General features: G+C 71.1%; 20 protein-coding genes and 1 pseudogene. 8 read left to right on the top strand and 13 right to left on the bottom strand.

Annotated features, from left to right (window positions below):
• From ACWCSD_RS30820 to pknB, 3 genes are all read left to right on the top strand, one after another.
• Nucleotides 1–193, top strand: a 193-nt coding sequence (locus ACWCSD_RS30820) for a hypothetical protein (RefSeq protein WP_449920027.1), incomplete at its 5' end; no start/stop codon positions are given.
• 21 nt (nucleotides 194–214) lie between these two features.
• Nucleotides 215–1,585 (top strand): serine/threonine-protein kinase, encoded by a 1,371-nt coding sequence (locus tag ACWCSD_RS30815; protein WP_358291010.1) that lies wholly within the window; start codon nucleotides 215–217, stop codon nucleotides 1,583–1,585.
• An 83-nt stretch (nucleotides 1,586–1,668) separates the two neighbouring features.
• A complete protein-coding gene (gene pknB / locus ACWCSD_RS30810) occupies nucleotides 1,669–3,516 on the top strand; it encodes a Stk1 family PASTA domain-containing Ser/Thr kinase (RefSeq protein WP_397154983.1) in 1,848 nt (615 codons plus the stop codon).
• A gap of 259 nt (nucleotides 3,517–3,775) precedes the next feature.
• Here the strand turns inward: pknB and ACWCSD_RS30805 are convergent, their stop codons facing one another.
• The 3 genes from ACWCSD_RS30805 to ACWCSD_RS30795 are packed head-to-tail and all read right to left on the bottom strand — an operon-like array spanning nucleotide 3,776 to nucleotide 5,128.
• Nucleotides 3,776–4,348, bottom strand: coding sequence for an anthranilate synthase component II (locus ACWCSD_RS30805; RefSeq protein WP_364327984.1), 573 nt, complete (start codon nucleotides 4,346–4,348; stop codon nucleotides 3,776–3,778).
• Nucleotides 4,345–4,503 carry a hypothetical protein gene (locus ACWCSD_RS30800; protein WP_358291016.1) on the bottom strand — a complete coding sequence of 53 codons (159 nt, stop codon included), beginning with the start codon at nucleotides 4,501–4,503 and terminating at the stop codon, nucleotides 4,345–4,347. The genes ACWCSD_RS30805 and ACWCSD_RS30800 overlap by 4 nt, the downstream gene beginning before the upstream one ends.
• 1 nt (nucleotide 4,504) lies before the next feature.
• Nucleotides 4,505–5,128, bottom strand: coding sequence for a class E sortase (locus tag ACWCSD_RS30795; RefSeq protein WP_397154986.1), 624 nt, complete (start codon nucleotides 5,126–5,128; stop codon nucleotides 4,505–4,507).
• A 144-nt stretch (nucleotides 5,129–5,272) separates the two neighbouring features.
• Between ACWCSD_RS30795 and ACWCSD_RS30790 the strand changes: the two genes are divergently transcribed.
• The gene (locus ACWCSD_RS30790) at nucleotides 5,273–5,518 is read left to right on the top strand and encodes a cell division protein CrgA (protein ID WP_387671998.1); all 246 of its coding nucleotides are present in this window, start codon (nucleotides 5,273–5,275) and stop codon (nucleotides 5,516–5,518) included.
• A 34-nt stretch (nucleotides 5,519–5,552) separates the two neighbouring features.
• On the opposite strand, the gene ACWCSD_RS30785 is transcribed toward ACWCSD_RS30790, so the two are convergent.
• Both ACWCSD_RS30785 and ACWCSD_RS30780 read right to left on the bottom strand, forming a co-directional pair.
• On the bottom strand, nucleotides 5,553–6,416 hold the full coding sequence (locus tag ACWCSD_RS30785; RefSeq protein WP_358291022.1) for a rhomboid family intramembrane serine protease: 864 nt from the start codon (nucleotides 6,414–6,416) through the stop codon (nucleotides 5,553–5,555).
• Between the two features lie 113 nt (nucleotides 6,417–6,529).
• Nucleotides 6,530–7,066 (bottom strand): peptidylprolyl isomerase, encoded by a 537-nt coding sequence (locus tag ACWCSD_RS30780; protein ID WP_397154991.1) that lies wholly within the window; start codon nucleotides 7,064–7,066, stop codon nucleotides 6,530–6,532.
• 219 nt (nucleotides 7,067–7,285) lie between these two features.
• Between ACWCSD_RS30780 and ACWCSD_RS30775 the strand changes: the two genes are divergently transcribed.
• Together ACWCSD_RS30775 and ACWCSD_RS30770 are read left to right on the top strand one after the other, a co-directional pair.
• Nucleotides 7,286–7,723, top strand: coding sequence for a hypothetical protein (locus ACWCSD_RS30775; RefSeq protein ID WP_352363324.1), 438 nt, complete (start codon nucleotides 7,286–7,288; stop codon nucleotides 7,721–7,723).
• Between the two features lie 99 nt (nucleotides 7,724–7,822).
• A complete protein-coding gene (locus ACWCSD_RS30770) occupies nucleotides 7,823–8,899 on the top strand; it encodes a hypothetical protein (RefSeq protein WP_449920021.1) in 1,077 nt (358 codons plus the stop codon).
• Between the two features lie 2 nt (nucleotides 8,900–8,901).
• Here the strand turns inward: ACWCSD_RS30770 and ACWCSD_RS30765 are convergent, their stop codons facing one another.
• Complete coding sequence (locus ACWCSD_RS30765) at nucleotides 8,902–9,471, bottom strand: hypothetical protein (RefSeq protein WP_449920019.1); 570 nt, start codon at nucleotides 9,469–9,471, stop codon at nucleotides 8,902–8,904.
• Nucleotides 9,472–9,595: 124 nt separating this feature from the next.
• Here ACWCSD_RS30765 and ACWCSD_RS30760 point away from each other — a divergent pair, with 124 nt between their 5' ends.
• Nucleotides 9,596–10,267 (top strand): response regulator transcription factor, encoded by a 672-nt coding sequence (locus ACWCSD_RS30760; RefSeq protein ID WP_352363329.1) that lies wholly within the window; start codon nucleotides 9,596–9,598, stop codon nucleotides 10,265–10,267.
• Nucleotides 10,264–11,610, top strand: coding sequence for an ATP-binding protein (locus tag ACWCSD_RS30755; RefSeq protein WP_449920016.1), 1,347 nt, complete (start codon nucleotides 10,264–10,266; stop codon nucleotides 11,608–11,610). The genes ACWCSD_RS30760 and ACWCSD_RS30755 overlap by 4 nt, the downstream gene beginning before the upstream one ends.
• Here the strand turns inward: ACWCSD_RS30755 and ACWCSD_RS30750 are convergent.
• From ACWCSD_RS30750 to ACWCSD_RS30720, 7 genes and pseudogenes are all read right to left on the bottom strand, one after another.
• Nucleotides 11,597–12,562: a GNAT family N-acetyltransferase gene (locus tag ACWCSD_RS30750; protein WP_449920014.1), complete on the bottom strand. Its 966-nt coding sequence runs from the start codon at nucleotides 12,560–12,562 to the stop codon at nucleotides 11,597–11,599. The genes ACWCSD_RS30755 and ACWCSD_RS30750 overlap by 14 nt on opposite strands.
• A gap of 10 nt (nucleotides 12,563–12,572) precedes the next feature.
• Complete coding sequence (locus tag ACWCSD_RS30745) at nucleotides 12,573–12,923, bottom strand: hypothetical protein (protein ID WP_449920011.1); 351 nt, start codon at nucleotides 12,921–12,923, stop codon at nucleotides 12,573–12,575.
• Nucleotides 12,920–13,297, bottom strand: a complete 378-nt coding sequence (locus tag ACWCSD_RS30740) for an SgcJ/EcaC family oxidoreductase (RefSeq protein WP_449920009.1) — start codon at nucleotides 13,295–13,297, stop codon at nucleotides 12,920–12,922. Before ACWCSD_RS30740 ends, ACWCSD_RS30745 begins: the two co-directional genes overlap by 4 nt.
• Nucleotides 13,298–13,412: 115 nt before the next feature.
• Nucleotides 13,413–13,985: a PadR family transcriptional regulator gene (locus ACWCSD_RS30735; RefSeq protein ID WP_449920005.1), complete on the bottom strand. Its 573-nt coding sequence runs from the start codon at nucleotides 13,983–13,985 to the stop codon at nucleotides 13,413–13,415.
• 35 nt (nucleotides 13,986–14,020) lie between these two features.
• Complete coding sequence (locus ACWCSD_RS30730) at nucleotides 14,021–14,815, bottom strand: MBL fold metallo-hydrolase (RefSeq protein ID WP_387671974.1); 795 nt, start codon at nucleotides 14,813–14,815, stop codon at nucleotides 14,021–14,023.
• 34 nt (nucleotides 14,816–14,849) lie between these two features.
• Nucleotides 14,850–15,491: a response regulator gene (locus ACWCSD_RS30725; protein WP_397155008.1), complete on the bottom strand. Its 642-nt coding sequence runs from the start codon at nucleotides 15,489–15,491 to the stop codon at nucleotides 14,850–14,852.
• Nucleotides 15,479–15,652, bottom strand: a pseudogene (locus ACWCSD_RS30720) (sensor histidine kinase); the annotation flags it as partial. The gene ACWCSD_RS30725 and the pseudogene ACWCSD_RS30720, both read right to left, overlap by 13 nt.

Here is a 15,652-nt window from a genome sequence, read left to right as displayed (position 1 = left end):
GACGAGCTCCGGCGGCCGGCACCCGCCCCGGTCCCGCCACGTCGCCCGACCGGCCCCGGCCCCTGAAAGCCGGCTGCTTCTGCCGCTCCCGGCCGTCGAGTCGGGCGCGGCCAACGTCGGCGCGGAGGCCACGGGCGGTCACACCGCCGCCCCGATCGCAAAGGCTGTGCTGGAGGCGGTGCTGAACAAGTGAGTGACGGTAACGTGCTGAGTCATGCGGCTCCGTAACCGCTATCTCCTGCTCTCCCGCATCGCCACGGGCGGTATGGGAGAGGTGTGGCGCGCCCGTGACGAGCTTCTGGGCCGCGAGGTCGCGGTCAAGATCCTGCGCAGTCACATGCACGCCGACCCCACGTTCCGCGAGCGCTTCCGCAACGAGGCGCGGCTCACGGCCGCCCTGGCCGATCCAGGGGTGGCCCAGATCTTCGACTACGGCGAGCAGAGCGATCTGGCCTATCTCGTGATGGAGCTGGTGCACGGCGAGCCGCTGTCGGCCATCCTGGGGCGCAACGGCGCGCTCGGGCCCGAGGTGGCCCTCGACGTGGTGCACCAGACCGCCAAGGCGCTGCACGCGGCCCACTCCTCCGGGATCATCCACAGGGACGTCAAGCCCGGCAACCTGCTGGTCACCCGCGAGGGCACGATCAAGGTGACCGACTTCGGCATCGCCCGCGCCCTGGAGGCCGCGCCCGTCACGCAGACCGGCACCGTCCTCGGCACTGCCCAGTACGTCAGCCCCGAGCAGGCCCAGGGTTTCCCGCTCACACCCGCGACCGACCTGTACTCGCTGGGCGTGGTGGCCTACGAGTGCCTGGCGGGCCACACGCCGTTCCGGGCCGACAGCCAGGTGGCGATCGCGCTGCTGCATCTCAACGAGCAGCCGCCGCCGCTCGGCGCGGACGTGCCCGTCCCGGTGCGCGACCTGGTCATGACGCTGCTGTCCAAGGAGCCGGGGATGCGTCCGGCCTCGGCGCTGGAGGCGGCCGACCGGGCGTACGTGCTGCGCCAGTCGCTGGTCGAGGGCGTCGAGCAGGGCGCCGACCTGAGCATGTACACCGATCCGGCGGGTTTCCGGGTGCGCGAGCCGGCCACGGAGGACCAGCGGGCGACCGAGAGCCTCGCCCCGGCGACGACCGTCCAGAGCCCGCCCGACCCGCCGCCCCGCAGCCGCCGCGGCGCGCGGACGCTGGCGCTGGTCGCGACGGCCGGCTGCGTGGCCGCGGTGGGGCTGAGCGCGATCACGTTCGCCAACCGCGATACGACGCCGCCTCCCCTGCCGGAGATCGCCGAGCCCAGCCACTCCCCGATGCAGTCGCCTGAGCTGCTCAGGCCCACGCGGACGAAGAAGCACACGCGCCGACCCCCGGCGGTTCCGGTGAAGTCGACGCGGCCGGTACCCTCGCGGTCGGCTACGGTAAGCAAGTCGGCTACTCCTACGAAGAAGCCGACACCGAAGCCAACCCCGACCACCCGTACCCCGACTCCCACCCCCACCACCCCAACGCCCAGCAGGACACCGACAACTCCGACACCAACCGCTTCGCCGGACCCGGGTGGCACAAACCCGCCGAAGGAGGAGACGTGATGCGCTACGGGGTCGATGATGGACACCGGCGGCCCCCCGAGCAGGCCGGTACCCAAGATGAACGGTAAGGGACAGTGCAGGAAATGACTCAGCCTCGGCTACTCGGAGGTCGTTACGAGCTCGACGGTGTCGTCGGGCGCGGCGGCATGGCCGAGGTGTATCGCGCCCGAGACATCCGGCTGGACCGCATAGTCGCGATCAAGACCCTCCGCTCCGACCTGGCGCGCGATCACACCTTCCAGGCCCGCTTCCGCCGCGAGGCGCAGTCGGCGGCCTCACTGAACCACCCCGCCGTCGTCGCTGTCTACGACACCGGCGAAGACGTCACCGACGGCACCCCGGTGCCCTACATCGTGATGGAGTACGTCGACGGCCGGACGCTGCGCGACCTGCTGCGCCAGGACCGCCGGCTGCTGCCCGAGCGGGCGGCCGAGCTGGTCGACGGCATCCTGCGCGCGCTCGACTACAGCCACCGCGGCGGCATCGTCCACCGTGACATCAAGCCGGCCAACGTGATGATCACGCGCGCGGGCGACGTCAAGGTGATGGACTTCGGCATCGCGCGCGCGATGGCCGACTCGGCCGCCACCATGACCCAGACGGCGCAGGTGATAGGGACCGCCCAGTACCTGTCGCCCGAGCAGGCCCGCGGCGAGCGCGTCGACGCCCGCAGCGACATCTACTCCACCGGCTGCGTGCTGTACGAGCTGCTCACCGGCCAGCCGCCGTTCACCGGCGACTCCCCCGTGGCGATCGCCTACCAGCACGTCCGCGAAGAGCCGATCCCGCCCTCGCAGATCGACCGCGAGATCCCGGCGTGGGCCGACGCGATCGTGCTCAAGGCCATGGCCAAGGACCCGGCGCACCGCTACCAGAACGCCGGCGAGATGCGGGCCGACATCCAGCGGGCCATGTCCGGCATGCCGGTCGACGCCCAGACGATGGCGATGACCGGGAACTTCAACCAGGGCACCCGCATGATGACCGCCACCCAGGCGGCCCAGGGCCCGGCCACGCAGCGCACCGGCGCGGTCCCGCCGTACGAGTACGGCGACGGCGACGGCACCCGCGTGGGGCGGCGCAGAGCCTCCGGCGGCGGTGGCGGCAACGCGGTCAAGACAGCGTTGTGGATCATCATCCCGCTGCTGATCATCGGCGCCTTCGTCACGGTCGGCTACCTGGTGTTCGGCACCAAGGCCGCGCCCACCGACGCCTCGATCACCATCCCGGCCCTGGCCACGCAGAAGCTGGATCCCGCGCAGAAGGCGCTCATCGCCCTGGGCCTGAAGCCCGAGGTGGTGCAGGAGGCCAGCGACGAGTTCGGCAAGGGCACGGTGATCCGGACCGAGCCGGCGGAGGGCGAGAAGGTCGAGAAGGGCGCCACGGTCAAGCTGGTCGTGTCCAAGGGCAAGGAGAAGGTCGCCGTACCCGACGGGCTCATCGGCATGGACACCCAGGAAGCGATGAAGGCCCTCGCCGACGTCGGCCTGAAGGGCGTGGTCAAGACCAAGCAGTCCGCCAAGCCCCAGGGCAAGGTCTTCGAGACCAAGCCGGCGGCCGGCACCGAGATCGAGAAAGACGCCAGCGTCACCCTCTACGTGCCGTTCGAGCTGACCGAACTGCCCGACGTGACCGGCTACACCCAGCAGGACGCCATCGCCGCGCTCAAGGGCGCCGGTTTCAAGGTGAAGGTGTCGCCGCAGGCCGACAACCAGGCCGAGGGCACGGTCATCCAGCAGAACCCGGGCGCGGGCCAGAAGCTGCCGCCGAACACGACGATCACGATCGTGGTGTCCACCGGCCCCGAGACGGCTCCGCCGCCCACCAACGAGCAGCCGACCGAGCAACCGACGGACGACCAGACGGACGACTTCCCGTCCGACGAGCCGACCGAGGACAACCCGATCGGCGACGACGGCCTCAACGGCTGACCCGACCACCCAGGGCCGCCCTCCCCACACGGGAAGGGCGGCCCTCGGCGTTCCCCCGCAGAACTTCCGGCCCGCCGACCACTCCGCCTCGCGGGAAGCGCCCGGGGGGCGAGTGGCGAGCCCTGCCGGAAGGGCCGGAGTGGCGGGTGTTCCGGCGCGCCGGGAGCCGGGGTTTACCGGGGAGCGTGGAGAACGCCCCCGCCGCTCGGGGGCAACGGCGGGGGCGTTCATTTGGTAGTCGCTCTGTGCGAGCCGGGCGTTACACGATCCCGTGCAGCCAGTTCCCGAGCAGCCGGTGGCCGTGCTCGGACAGCACCGACTCCGGGTGGAACTGGATGCCCTCGATGGGCGCCCGGCGGTGGCGCAGGCCCATGATCACCCCGTCGTCGGTGCGGGCGGTCACGTCGAGGACCTCGGGGACGGTCTCCGGCAGCACGGCGAGCGAGTGGTAGCGGGTCATCGGCACCGGCGACGGCAGGCCCTCGAAGACCCCCTTGCCGTCGTGGTGCACGGCGCTGGTACGCCCGTGGACCAGCTCGGGCGCGCGGGCCACGGTGGCCCCGAAGGCGACCGCGATGGCCTGGTGGCCGAGGCAGACGCCGAGCAGGGGCGTGCCGCGCTCGGCCGCGCGCAGCACCAGGGGCACGCTCACGCCGGCCGCCTCCGGGGTGCCCGGCCCTGGGCTGACGAGCACGCCGTCGAAGGCGTCGCCGTCGCGCACGCCCACGACGTCACGGGGGCGCACGTCGCAGTCGGCGCCCAGCACGCGCAGGTACTGGACGATCGTGTGGACGAAGCTGTCGTGGTTGTCCACGACCAGCACGCGGGTCATCTTCTTACGGTCACCTCGTCGAGCGTCACCGCCGGCTCCAGGAGCGGGAACACGGCATACCAGAGTACGACCCCCACGACCACGACCAGCAAGGCGGCCGCCAGCACCTTGCGACGGGGGTCGCCGGGCAGTTTGCGCCAGATCCAGCCGTACATGTCATTCCTTTCTGAGCTCGGTCTTCTTGAGCACGCCGTACACGATGAGGCGCTGGGCGGCGGAGTACTCGGGGTGGCAGGTGGAGAGGGTGATGTAGGCGCGGATGGGACGGATGTCGGGCTTGCCGGGGACGGGGGCGAGCACCTCCACCTCCGTGGGCTCCACGACGTCCTGGGACGTGACGCGGTAGGTGTAGCGGGCCTCGCGGGCGTCCACGACGATCTCGTCGCCGCGTTCGAGCTCGTCGAGCTCCTTGAACGGGGCCGCGTACGTGGTGCGGTGGCCCGAGACCACGAAGTTGCCGATCTGGCCGGGCATGGCGCTGTCGGGGTAGTGTCCCGGGCCCTTCTTCAGGTGCTCGGCGTCCACGCCCTCGACGATGGCGTACCGGTAGTCGCGGCCGAGCCGCGGGATGCTCAGCATGGCGACGGCCCTGCCGAGCTGGATCTTGTCGATGCGGCCGCGGTCGCGCTCCGCCTTCTCGGCGGCCAGCTCGCGCTGGAGCAGCAACTGCTGGCTCTTGGTGTAGGCGCCGGTGCCCCAGAGCAGGTAGGCGCAGAACAACATGAGGACCAGGCCGGCGGTGATGCTCAGCTCCCCCACGGCCCGGAAGATGGACCGCATGTCGTCAGCGTATTCATGACATCTCCCGACGTGGGGGATCGCCATGTCGTGCGCGTGGCGACTATCCTGGGGCACGCTTCAACTACGCTTAACGAAGAGCCTGTGGACGATCCGGAAGCCCAGGCCCTCAGCAGGAGTTACCCAGTGCCCAAGTCCAAGGCTCGCAAGAAGGCGGTTTACACCCCGCCGCAGAAGTCCCAGCAGGTCAGGGTCAGCCCGCGCTGGCTGGCGCCCACCATGGTGGTGTCCTGGATCATCGGCATCCTGTGGATCGCGATCTACTACATCGCCCCGCAGGCGCCCTTCTTCAGCGACCTCCAGAACTGGAACCTGCTGATCGGGTTTGTCTTCATCATCTTCGGTGTGGTTCTTTCCACCCGCTGGCGTTAGTTCTTTCCACAGTCTTTTCCACAGCCTGGGGAAGTCAGATCGAGCTCAGGATCGCCGAGGTCCGGGCCATCACGAGCACGGCTAGCACGGCCAGCGCTCCCGCGATCGCCAGCACCTGCCACAGGGTCCGGTTGTTCTTGGGGGCGTAGGCCATCGCTCCCGCCAGCACAGAGCCGGTGATCAGGCCGCCGACGTGCCCGGTCCAGCTGATGCCGGGGAACACGAAGGTGATCACCAGGTTGATCACGATGAGCATGGCGATGCCGCGTACGTCCATGTTGAGCTTGCGGCCCACCACGAAGACGGCGCCGAAGAGGCCGAAGATGGCTCCGGACGCGCCCACGGTCGGCTGGCCGAGCGGGTCGAGCCAGAGGCTGAGCACGCTGCCGCCGACGGCGCTGACGAGGTAGAGGGCCGTGTAACGCACGTGCCCGAACGCGCGCTCCAGGTAGGGCCCGACGACGTAGAGCGCCCAGCAGTTGAACAGGATGTGGAAGACGCCGGCGTGCACGAACGCGGCGCTGACCAGCCGGTAGTAGTCGCCGAAGACCGCCACTCCGGCCGGCCACATCTGCAGCGCGCCGGTGACGGCGGGCACGAGGTATTGGGCGCCGAAGACGAGGACGTTGACGGCCAGGATGGCCCAGGTGACGTACGGTGTGCCGACGACCTGGCCGCCGAAGGTGGAGCGGGCCTGGCGGAAGCCCTGGTTGCCCTGGGCGACGCATTCGGGGCACTGGAAGCCCACGGCGGCGTCGCGCATGCAGTCGGGGCAGATGGGCCGGTCGCAGCGCTGGCAGCGGACCCAGGTCTCCCTGCCGGGATGCCGGTAGCACGTGGGGACCGCCTCGGCAGGCTGCTCGGGCTGCGAGGGCGGGCTGGGCGGCTGGCTGGTCATGTCCAGAGCCTATGACGTACCGGACGTAGCTGTGTGCCGTCGATCAGGGCTGTGACATGCCTGCCCGAAGGGGGCGGGGACCCGTGGACGGCCCGCCCCCGTCAGGGATCGGCTCAGCCCTGTACGCGCTCGATGGTGACCGACTCCAGGACGACGTCCTGGACGGGACGGTCGCGCCGGTCGGTGTCGGTCTTGGCGATGGCGTCGACGACGTCCTGGCCCTCGACGACCTCACCGAAGATCGTGTGCTTGCCGTTGAGGTGCGGCGTGGGCACGACCGTGATGAAGAACTGCGAGCCGTTGGTGCCCTTGCCGAACCGCACGCCCGCGTTGGCCATGGCCAGCAGGTAGGGCCGGTTGAAGTAGAGGTCCGGGTGGATCTCGTCGTCGAACTCGTAGCCGGGGCCGCCGATGCCCTGGCCGAGCGGGTCGCCGCCCTGGATCATGAAACCGGAGATGACCCGGTGGAAGACGGTCCCGTCGTACAGACGGGCCGTGCTCTTCTCGCCCGACTCCGGATGCGTCCACTCGCGGGTGCCCTCGGCGAGCTCCACGAAGTTGCGGACGGTCTTCGGCGCCTGGTTCGGGAAAAGCTCGACCTTGATATCGCCGCGATTGGTCTTCAGATTTGCGATCAGCTTCTCAGCCACGAGACAGCTGCCCCCCTCTATGTACAGGGTTGTTTGTGATGTTCTGAGGAATATGGCCGTTCGGCCTCCTGAGCCATCCTCCCATGGACCGCCATGATTGAGCCGCCTTGTCCAGGGAAGGTCAAGCGCGGGGCCCCAACGACAGGGGAGGTTGTCGTGTCCCTGACACTGAAGAGACGCCGCGTGGTAATAGAGGTACCCGCCACGTGGATGGGCCGCATGAAGGCCCAGGCCGTCAAGACCGGCCATCGCATGGCGCCAATGGCGGACCAGGCCAAGGTGGCCACCGCACAGCGCATCGAAGACGCCCGTTACTGGGCGGCGCCAAGGCTCGACGCCGCGGCGCACGGGTTCGAGGATCAGGTCGCCCCCAAGGTCAGCAGGATGCTGTCGGCGGCGGCCAAGCGAATCGACCCGAAACCGTCCCGGTCACGGCGGTGGCCGACGATGGTGCTGCTGACCGGTCTTGCGGTCGGCGCGATCGGCTACATGGCCTACCGTCGCAACGCCCAGCAGTGGACCGAGCACATGAAGGACTCTGCCTCCGATGCATCACGCTGGGTCGGCGAGAAGGCGGACAGGACCGCGCATTCCGCGGACCGGATGGCGTCCAACGTGCAGAACAAGACGGACCAGGCATCGCACAACATGCCCTGATCCGGACCGAAAGCGCGCCTCCGCTCTCACGAGAGCGGAGGCGCGCTTTCGCGTTCCGGCCCGTTGACGGTTCACCAAGCGCTTGCTACAAAGCCGAGCATGGCGCTGTCACCGCTCGACGATCACCCCGTGCACCAGACCGCCCAGGTCATGCGGCACGTCGCCACCTCCGACCGGAACTTCTACGACCGCTACTACTTCAACTGCCACGCCGGCACCGACGAGCTCATGCTGATCGTCGGCCTCGGCCAGTACCCCAACCTCGGCGTCACCGACGCCTTCGCCCTCGTAAGGCACGGCGACCTGCACCGGGTCGTGCGGGCCTCGCGCGAGCTGGGCCCCGACCGGATGGACACCAGGATCGGCCCCTTCCGGGTCGAGGTGATCGAAGGGCTCAAGCGGCTCCGCGTGATCCTGGAGCCGACCGAGTATGGCCTGTCCTTCGAGCTCGACTGGGAGGGGACGATCCCGGCGACCCTCGAACCCCGCCACTTCCTGCGATGGCAGGAACGGGTGATGTTCGACTCGGTGCGGCTCGCCCAGACCGGCCGCTGGTCCGGCAGCATCACCGTCGGCGACCAGGTGATCCCGGTCACCCCCGACCGCTGGCTCGGCACCAGGGACCGGTCATGGGGCGTGCGGCCGGTGGGCGAGCCCGAGCCGCCCGGCATCCAGGCGAACAACCCCGGCACGTTCTACTGGCTGTACACGCCGATGAAGTTCGACGACCACGCCATCCTGTGCATCATCCAGGAGGACCACCGTGGCCGGCGGCTGCTGGAGGAGGCCGTACGCGTCTGGACGGACGGGCGGGAGGAGGAGTACCTCGGCCGGCCGGACTACCGCCCGGTCTACGCCCCGGGCACCCGGGACGTCGTGGACGCCGTGATCGCCTTCTCGCCGCCGGGCGGCAGGCCGTTCGAGGTGCGCTGCACGCCGGTGCTGCCGGTGCACCTCATGGCCGGCACCGGATACGGGCTGGAGCCGGAGTGGCGGCACGGCATGTACCAGGGGCCGGGGACGGTCGTGCAGGGGGTGACGTACCGGCTGCCCGACGACGCCGCCAGGATGTGGGGCCTGGTCGACGCCGTCGGCCGCTTCGAGTACGACGGGCTCGTGGGCCACGGCCTGTACGAGTACTGGGCGCTCGGCCCGCACCCGTCGTTCCCCGGGTGAACCTACTTGGCGGGCTCGGCGGGGGCGCACACGATGTGGACGACCTTGCTGGGGTCGTCCAGCTGCACGGCGCCCGGGGGAAGCTCGGTCGCGGGCAGCGCCGGAAGCATCCGCGCCGCCTCGCCTTCAGGAAGGGCGGTGGGCCCGGCCTCGGCATCGGTCAGGGGAGTCGCCGGGACGGCGGGCACGGCCTCGCCCTCGGGAACGGTGGCGCTCGGCGTGATGGGCGCGGCCTCGGTGCCGGACTGAGGGGCAGCCGGGGCGGAAGGCGTGGTCGGGGCGGCCTCGGTGATCGTCCGGGGGGCGAGTTCGATCACGCGGCCCCGCTCGGCCTTGAGCTCCGGCGCGCCGTCCGCCCGTTCCCCCTTCTCCTCGCGCATGACGAACACGCGGGCCGCCGGGCCGTCGGCGAGCTTGACCTCCTTGCCGTCCGGCGTCCGGCAGGACACAGCCGTGGTCGTGGCGGTGGCGTCGTCGGGTGCGGGGGTTCCGTCGGCCAGGGCGGAGCCGCCCAGGCCCGCGAGCGCGAGCACCCCCACCGTGCCGAGGACCGCGAGACGTCGCTTGAACATGCATTCTCCTCAGTGGAATCCATCCGAACGCCCCGAGCGTGCTCGCCCGCACCTGAAGCGACCCTGAACGCGCCCGAAATGATCTTCAGGTTGGCTTTAGGTTCGCTCAGGCACTCTGGACGTCGTGCGAGTGCTGCTGGTGGAGGACGAGGAACGGCTGGCCGGCCTGATCAAGGGCGGGCTGGCGGGCGAGGGCTTCGCCGTGGACGTGGCCCACGACGGTCGCGACGGCCTGTGGATGGCGACCGAGAACGCCTACGACGTGATCGTCCTGGACGTGATGCTGCCCAGGATGAACGGCTACACGGTCTGCTCCCGGCTGCGCGAGGCGGGCGACTGGACCCCGATCATGATGCTCACCGCCAAGGACGGCGTCTACGACGAGGCCGAGTCGCTCGACAACGGCGCCGACGACTACCTGGCCAAGCCGTTCTCGTACGTGGTGCTGCTGGCCAGGCTGCGCGCCCTGGTGCGGCGCGGCGGGACCGAGCGGCCGGTCACGATCACGGTCGGCGACCTGGTGGTGGACCCGGCCGGCCTGCGCTGCCGCAGGGGCGGGGTGGAGGTCGGGCTGACGCCGAAGGAGTTCGCGGTGCTGCACGCGCTGGCCCGCCGTCCCGGCGAGGTGGTCTCCAAGAGCGAGCTGCTGGCCCAGGCGTGGGACTTCTCCTACGACGGCGACCCGAACATCGTCGAGGTCTACATCAGCGCCCTGCGCAGGAAGATCGACCTGCCGTTCGGCCGGACGACGCTGGTGACCGTCCGGGGAGCGGGTTACCGGTTGGAGGCGGCATGAAGGCGCCGCTCGGACGGCCGACGTGGGCCCGGGTGTCGGGCGGCCTGTCGTCGGTGCGGGTGCGGGCCACCGTCGCGGCGACGCTGGTGGTGGCCCTGGCGCTCGGCGTGGCCGCCCTGGTGCTGGTCATGGCGTTGCGCGGCACGCTGGAGGGCAACGCGGGCGAGGAGGCGGTCAGGCGCGCCGCGGCGGCGATGCCGTACGCGGAGACGGTGCCGATCATGCCGGAGGGTGCGACGCCGGCGGCCACGACGACCGCCGCCCAGATGAGCACGATCATGGTGAACGACCTGTCCGTGGTGCGGCTCGCCGATCCGGACCTCGTCCTGGCCGGCCGCGCCACCGGCTCGCCCGCCCTGTGGGCGCAGCCGGCCGACTACGCCGTCGCGGGCCTGCAGGTGAGCACGCCGACCGGCCCGGCCACGCTCTGGTCGCGGGTCTCCCTGGACGGCGTGCAGAAGGCCGTCCAGGCCCTGTACGGCGCGTTGCTGCCCGGCGTGCCCGCCCTGCTGCTCGTGGTGGCCGGGATGACCTGGTTCTCCGTGGGCCGCGCGCTGGCCCCCGTGGCCGCGATCAGGGCCAAGGTGGCCGACATCACGGCCCGCGACCTGCACCAGCGCGTGCCGGTGCCGGGCTCCAAGGACGAGATCGCGGCCCTGGCCACCACCGTGAACGGCACCCTCGACCGCCTGGAGACGGCCGTGGGCCGGCACAAGCGGTTCGTCGCCGACGCCGCGCACGAGCTGCGCAGCCCCATCGCCACCCTGCGGGCCCGGCTCGAACTGGCCGAGCAGAGCGAGCTCACCCGCGAGGCGCTGGCCGACGTCGAACGCCTCCAGTCGCTGGCCGCCGACCTGCTCATGCTGGCCAAGCTGGACGCCGGCGAGCCGCTGCGCACCGACGAGCTGGACCTGGGTCAGGTGGCGGCCGAGGAGTCGCTGCGCGCCAGGCGGCGGCCGGAGATCAGGGTCGAGCTGGACATCGAGCCGGACGTGGTGCTGCACGGCTCCCGCGCCCACCTCGACCGGCTGGTCACCAACCTGGCCGACAACGCCGTACGGCACGCCGCCTCGGCCGTACGCGTACGGGTGCGCGCCGAGGAGGGCCGGGCCGTGCTGGAGGTGCGCGACGACGGCCCGGGGATCCCGCCGGAGCACCGCGAGGCCGTCTTCGGCCGCTTCACCCGCCTGGACGAGGCGCGGGCGAGGGACGCCGGCGGCGCCGGGCTCGGCCTGCCCATCGCCAGGGACATCGCCCACCTGCACGGCGGCACGCTCACGTACACGGACGCCGGTTTCGTGGCCCGGTTCCCCCTCGCGGAGGGGGCGCTCAGCCCCGTTTGACGGCCAAGGCGTAGTTCGTGCTGCGCTGGAAGATCTCGAAACCGGCGCGGGAGTAGACGCTGACGGCTCCCGTGGGGTTGTCGGCGTCGACGCCCAGCCCGGTCGTGTCGAACCCCTGCGCGCGGAAGGCGGCCAGGGCGTGCGCGATCAGCGCGCCGGCCACGCCCTTGCCGCGCCACTCCCGGAGCGTGCCGATGATCTGGATCCAGGCCCGGCGCTCGCCGGCCAGCGCGTTGTAGCCCTCGAAGGTGTGGGTGATCAGCGTGCCCACCGCCTGACCCTCGTGCAGGGCCAGGAACGACGATTCCGGCAGGAAGTTCTGGGAGCCGACGATGTAGTCGCGCCAGCTCTCCGGGGTGTGCGGGACGCTGCCCCAGTGGTCGAGGAACGCCTCGTTGCGTACGCGGCGGGCGCCCTCGTCCAGCTCGGGCGACCAGGGGGCGACGGTCACCCCGGCGGGCGGCGCGACGGCCGGCAGGTCGCCCGACAGCGAGCGTCCCATGTGGGCGAACCAGCGGTTGGCGACGAAACCGGCGCCCTCGGCCAGCGCCTTCAGCCCGAGGTTGGTGTCGGGCACGTAGAGGTGGATCTCCGGCTGCACGCCGGGGAAGGCCCGCTCGCTCAGCCCCGGCGCCGCGGCCAGGCTCCAGTCGACGATCCGCCGGCCGAGCCCGCGCCTGCGGTGGGCGGGGTGCACGCCGCCCGACAGCCGCATGACGTGGGTGTCGGTGACGGACTGCCGGGTCGGCAGGTAGCCGTAGGCGACGATCTCGCCGCCCTGCCTGGCCGCGAGCGTCCCCGCGGCCAGGTCGATCAGGCGGTGGCCGAGCTGCTCCCTGACGTCGTCGAGGTCGTGGACCTCGCCCGTGCGATCCTCGGCCTCGATCGCGGCCAGGAGTGCGGCGAGCGCCTCGGCGTCGTCAGGGGTCAGCGGTTCCCACACCAGGCTCATGGCCAGCAGCCTAGGACAGCCTGGCGGAGCACCCCAATTCTTTCCCGATGCGGGCGATGCCTTCGGCGAAGCCCTTACTCGTCCGCTGTGCGAACCCGACGAAGAACCGGTTGGCCAGGGGCACGGCCCAGCGTCCCCGCTCGGCCACGTCGTAGACGCGGTGCTCCACGCGGGCGCCCTCGGGGTGCGTGAGCACGGTCCACTCGCCCCGGTACCACCAGCCGCCCTGGTAGGCGACGGTGTACCCGTTCTTCTCGACGGTCATCGGGTATGCGGGCAGGGAACGCGTCAGGGCCTGCCACACCTGCTCGGCCGGGGCGCCGACCACCCCGGCCACCTCGGTGATCAACCGCTTCCTCACGGCTTGCGCACCCGGCTGTTCTGGAAGGAGGCGAACCGCCAGCCTTCCGGCGTGCGCAGCGCGGTCAGCGTGACGACGGACTCCCTGCTCGGGTCGGGCACGCCGGCCACCGACGAATTGCCGCCGGCGATCACCAGCGCGACGTCGTCGGTCAGCGGCCTGACGAGCGGCGCGGGGCCGCCCTCGGCGAGCTTGACGGAGGTCTCGAAGAGCGCGCGGTGGGTCTCCTCGATCGCCTTCCTGCCCTGCAGGTGCAGGCCGAAGAAGGTGATGTAGTCGGCGTCCTCGGTGAACAGGCCGGCGTAGGCGGCGGAGTCGCCGGCGTTCCAGGTCTCGGTCATCCGCTCCACCAGGCGGATGATCTCTTCGGACATGGCACAGCTCCTTTCGTCGCGGCGCCTATCCTGGGAGTTGCGCGTCCGGGCAGGGCAGGCGCCGTGTTCGGATGTCCGGCCGCCGGGGTGTTGGCGCACCCCGGCGGCCCTTCTCTCACCCCTCGGTCGTGCTCGTCCAGGCGAGCTCGCCCTGGTCGAGCCGGTCGAGAAGCCTTCTGATCCAGGCGAGCTCGGCGGCGTGCAGCGCCTGCTCGCACTCGACCTCCAGCATGAGGATCTCGGGCAGGCCACTGTCGCGCATGGCCTTGATGTGTCCTTCCATCCCGGCGAGCGTGCCTTCGAGGGTGGCGGCGCGGGTGCGCAGCGCCCGTTGCGCCTCGGGCAGCGGCAGGCAGCCGATCAGCGAGATGGCCGCCACGAAGGCGCGCCGGTCGGGGTCGGGCTGCTCCAGCAGCCGCCGGAGCCGGGTGATCAGCTCCTCGCGGCCCTCGTCGGTGATCTCGTAGACCGTGCGCTCGGGCCGGCGGCCCTCGCGCCCGGTCGCGGCGGGGACGATCAGCTCGTCCCCGGCCAGCCGCTCGACCGCGTGGTAGAGGCTGCGCGGCAGGCCGGTGATGTAGTCCTTGTGCGTGTCGATGATGAAGCGGTGGAGCTCGTAGGGGTGGCTCGGCTGCATCGTGAGCAGGGCGAGCACGGTCAGGTCGACCAGGCCCTTGCGTTGTGCCATGTTGCCTCCCCCTATATTGCAGTTTGCAATATAGCTCACCTGTCGAGCTGGAGGAAGGCCCGCTCGATCGCCTGCCGCGACACCTCCTCGGGGTACGGGAACCGCGTGATCGAGTCGCGCAGTCCCTCCACGTGGGCCTTCGCGGCCAGCTCCGCCACCAGCGCCAGCTCGGCCTGCTGCTCCTGGACGAAGGCCCGGCCGACCACCGCGCCGTGCCCCGGCACGAACACCGGCTCGGGCAGCGCGTCGAGCATCGCGGCCGTCGTGTCGGGCCAGTCGAGCGGGTAGGAGTCGCCGAACGCCGGCGGCGCGCCCTCCTCGACCAGGTCACCGGCGAACACCACGCCGGCGTCCGGCACGTGCACGACGATGTCGTTGCTGCTGTGGCCGAGCCCGAAGTGCCGCAGGTGCACCATGCGTCCGCCGATGTCGAGGCTGGCCGAGGTGGTGAAGGTGTGGTCGGGCGGCACGATGGCGATCTCCTCCATCTCCGCTCGGCGGTCCGGCAGCCGTTCGATGACGTCCGCGCGGTGCCGCTCGCCGTAGACGTCGATCTCCTCGGCGCACCGGACATGGCTCCAGATCTCGGCGGGACGGAAGAGCGCGTTGCCGAAGTAGTGGTCGAAATGCGAATGGCTGTTCACGACCGTCCACGGGTGGCCGGTGATCGTCCTGATCGCGTCGATCAGGTCGGCCGCCTCCCGGTGGGAGCTGCGGGTGTCGAGCACCAGGCAGTGCCCGTCGCCCACGATCAGGCCCGTGTTCAGGTCGAAGGACTCATGGCGGCGCACGTAGACCCGGTCGCCGACCTCCTGCCACTGCTCGTTCATGGCAACGAACCTTACTTTTCGGACTTCCCGCCGGTCACCCCTGAAGGTAGGCCAGCACGGCCAGGACCCGGCGGTGGCCGTCGGACTCGGGCGGCAGGTCCAGCTTGGTGAAGATGCCGGCGATGTGCTTGGCCACCGCGGCGTCGGTGACGACCAGCTCCCTGGCGATCGAGGCGTTCGCGCGGCCCTCGGCGATCAGGGCGAGCACCTGCTGCTCGCGCGGGGTGAGCCGGGCCAGCGGGTCGCGTCGTCGGCGCAGGAGCTGGCGCACCACCTCCGGGTCCACGACCGTGCCGCCCGCGGCCACCCGGTCGAGCGCGTCGACGAACTCGCGCACGTCGCCGATCCGGTCCTTCAGCAGGTAGCCGACGCCCGCGCCGGCGCCGGACTCCAGCAGCTCGGCCGCGTACGTCTGCTCGACGTACTGGCTGAGCACGAGGACGGCCAGCTCGGGATGACGGCGGCGCAGGCCGAGCGCGGCGCGCAGGCCCTCGTCGGTGAAGTCCGGGGGCATGCGCACGTCGGTCACCACGGCGTCGGGGCGGTGCTCGGCGACCGCCGCGACCAGGGCTTCGGCGTCGCCGACCGAGGCCGCCACGGTGTGGCCGAAACGTTCGAGCAGCCCCACCAGCCCCTCGCGGAGCAGCACGGCATCCTCGGCGATCACGACGCGCACGGAATCTCCACTCGTACCAGGGTCGGGCCGCCCGGCGGGCTGGACACCGACAATCTTCCCGCCACCACGGCCAGCCTGTCGGCCAGGCCGGTCAGCCCGGTGCCCCTGGCCGGGTCCGCGCCGCCGACGCCGTCGTCGCGCACCTCGACGGCCAGCGTGCC

The organism is Nonomuraea sp. NPDC001684 (genome assembly GCF_053596515.1).
The sequence above is the reverse complement of the archived record's forward strand: the minus strand, read 5'-3'. Positions and strand labels throughout refer to the sequence as shown.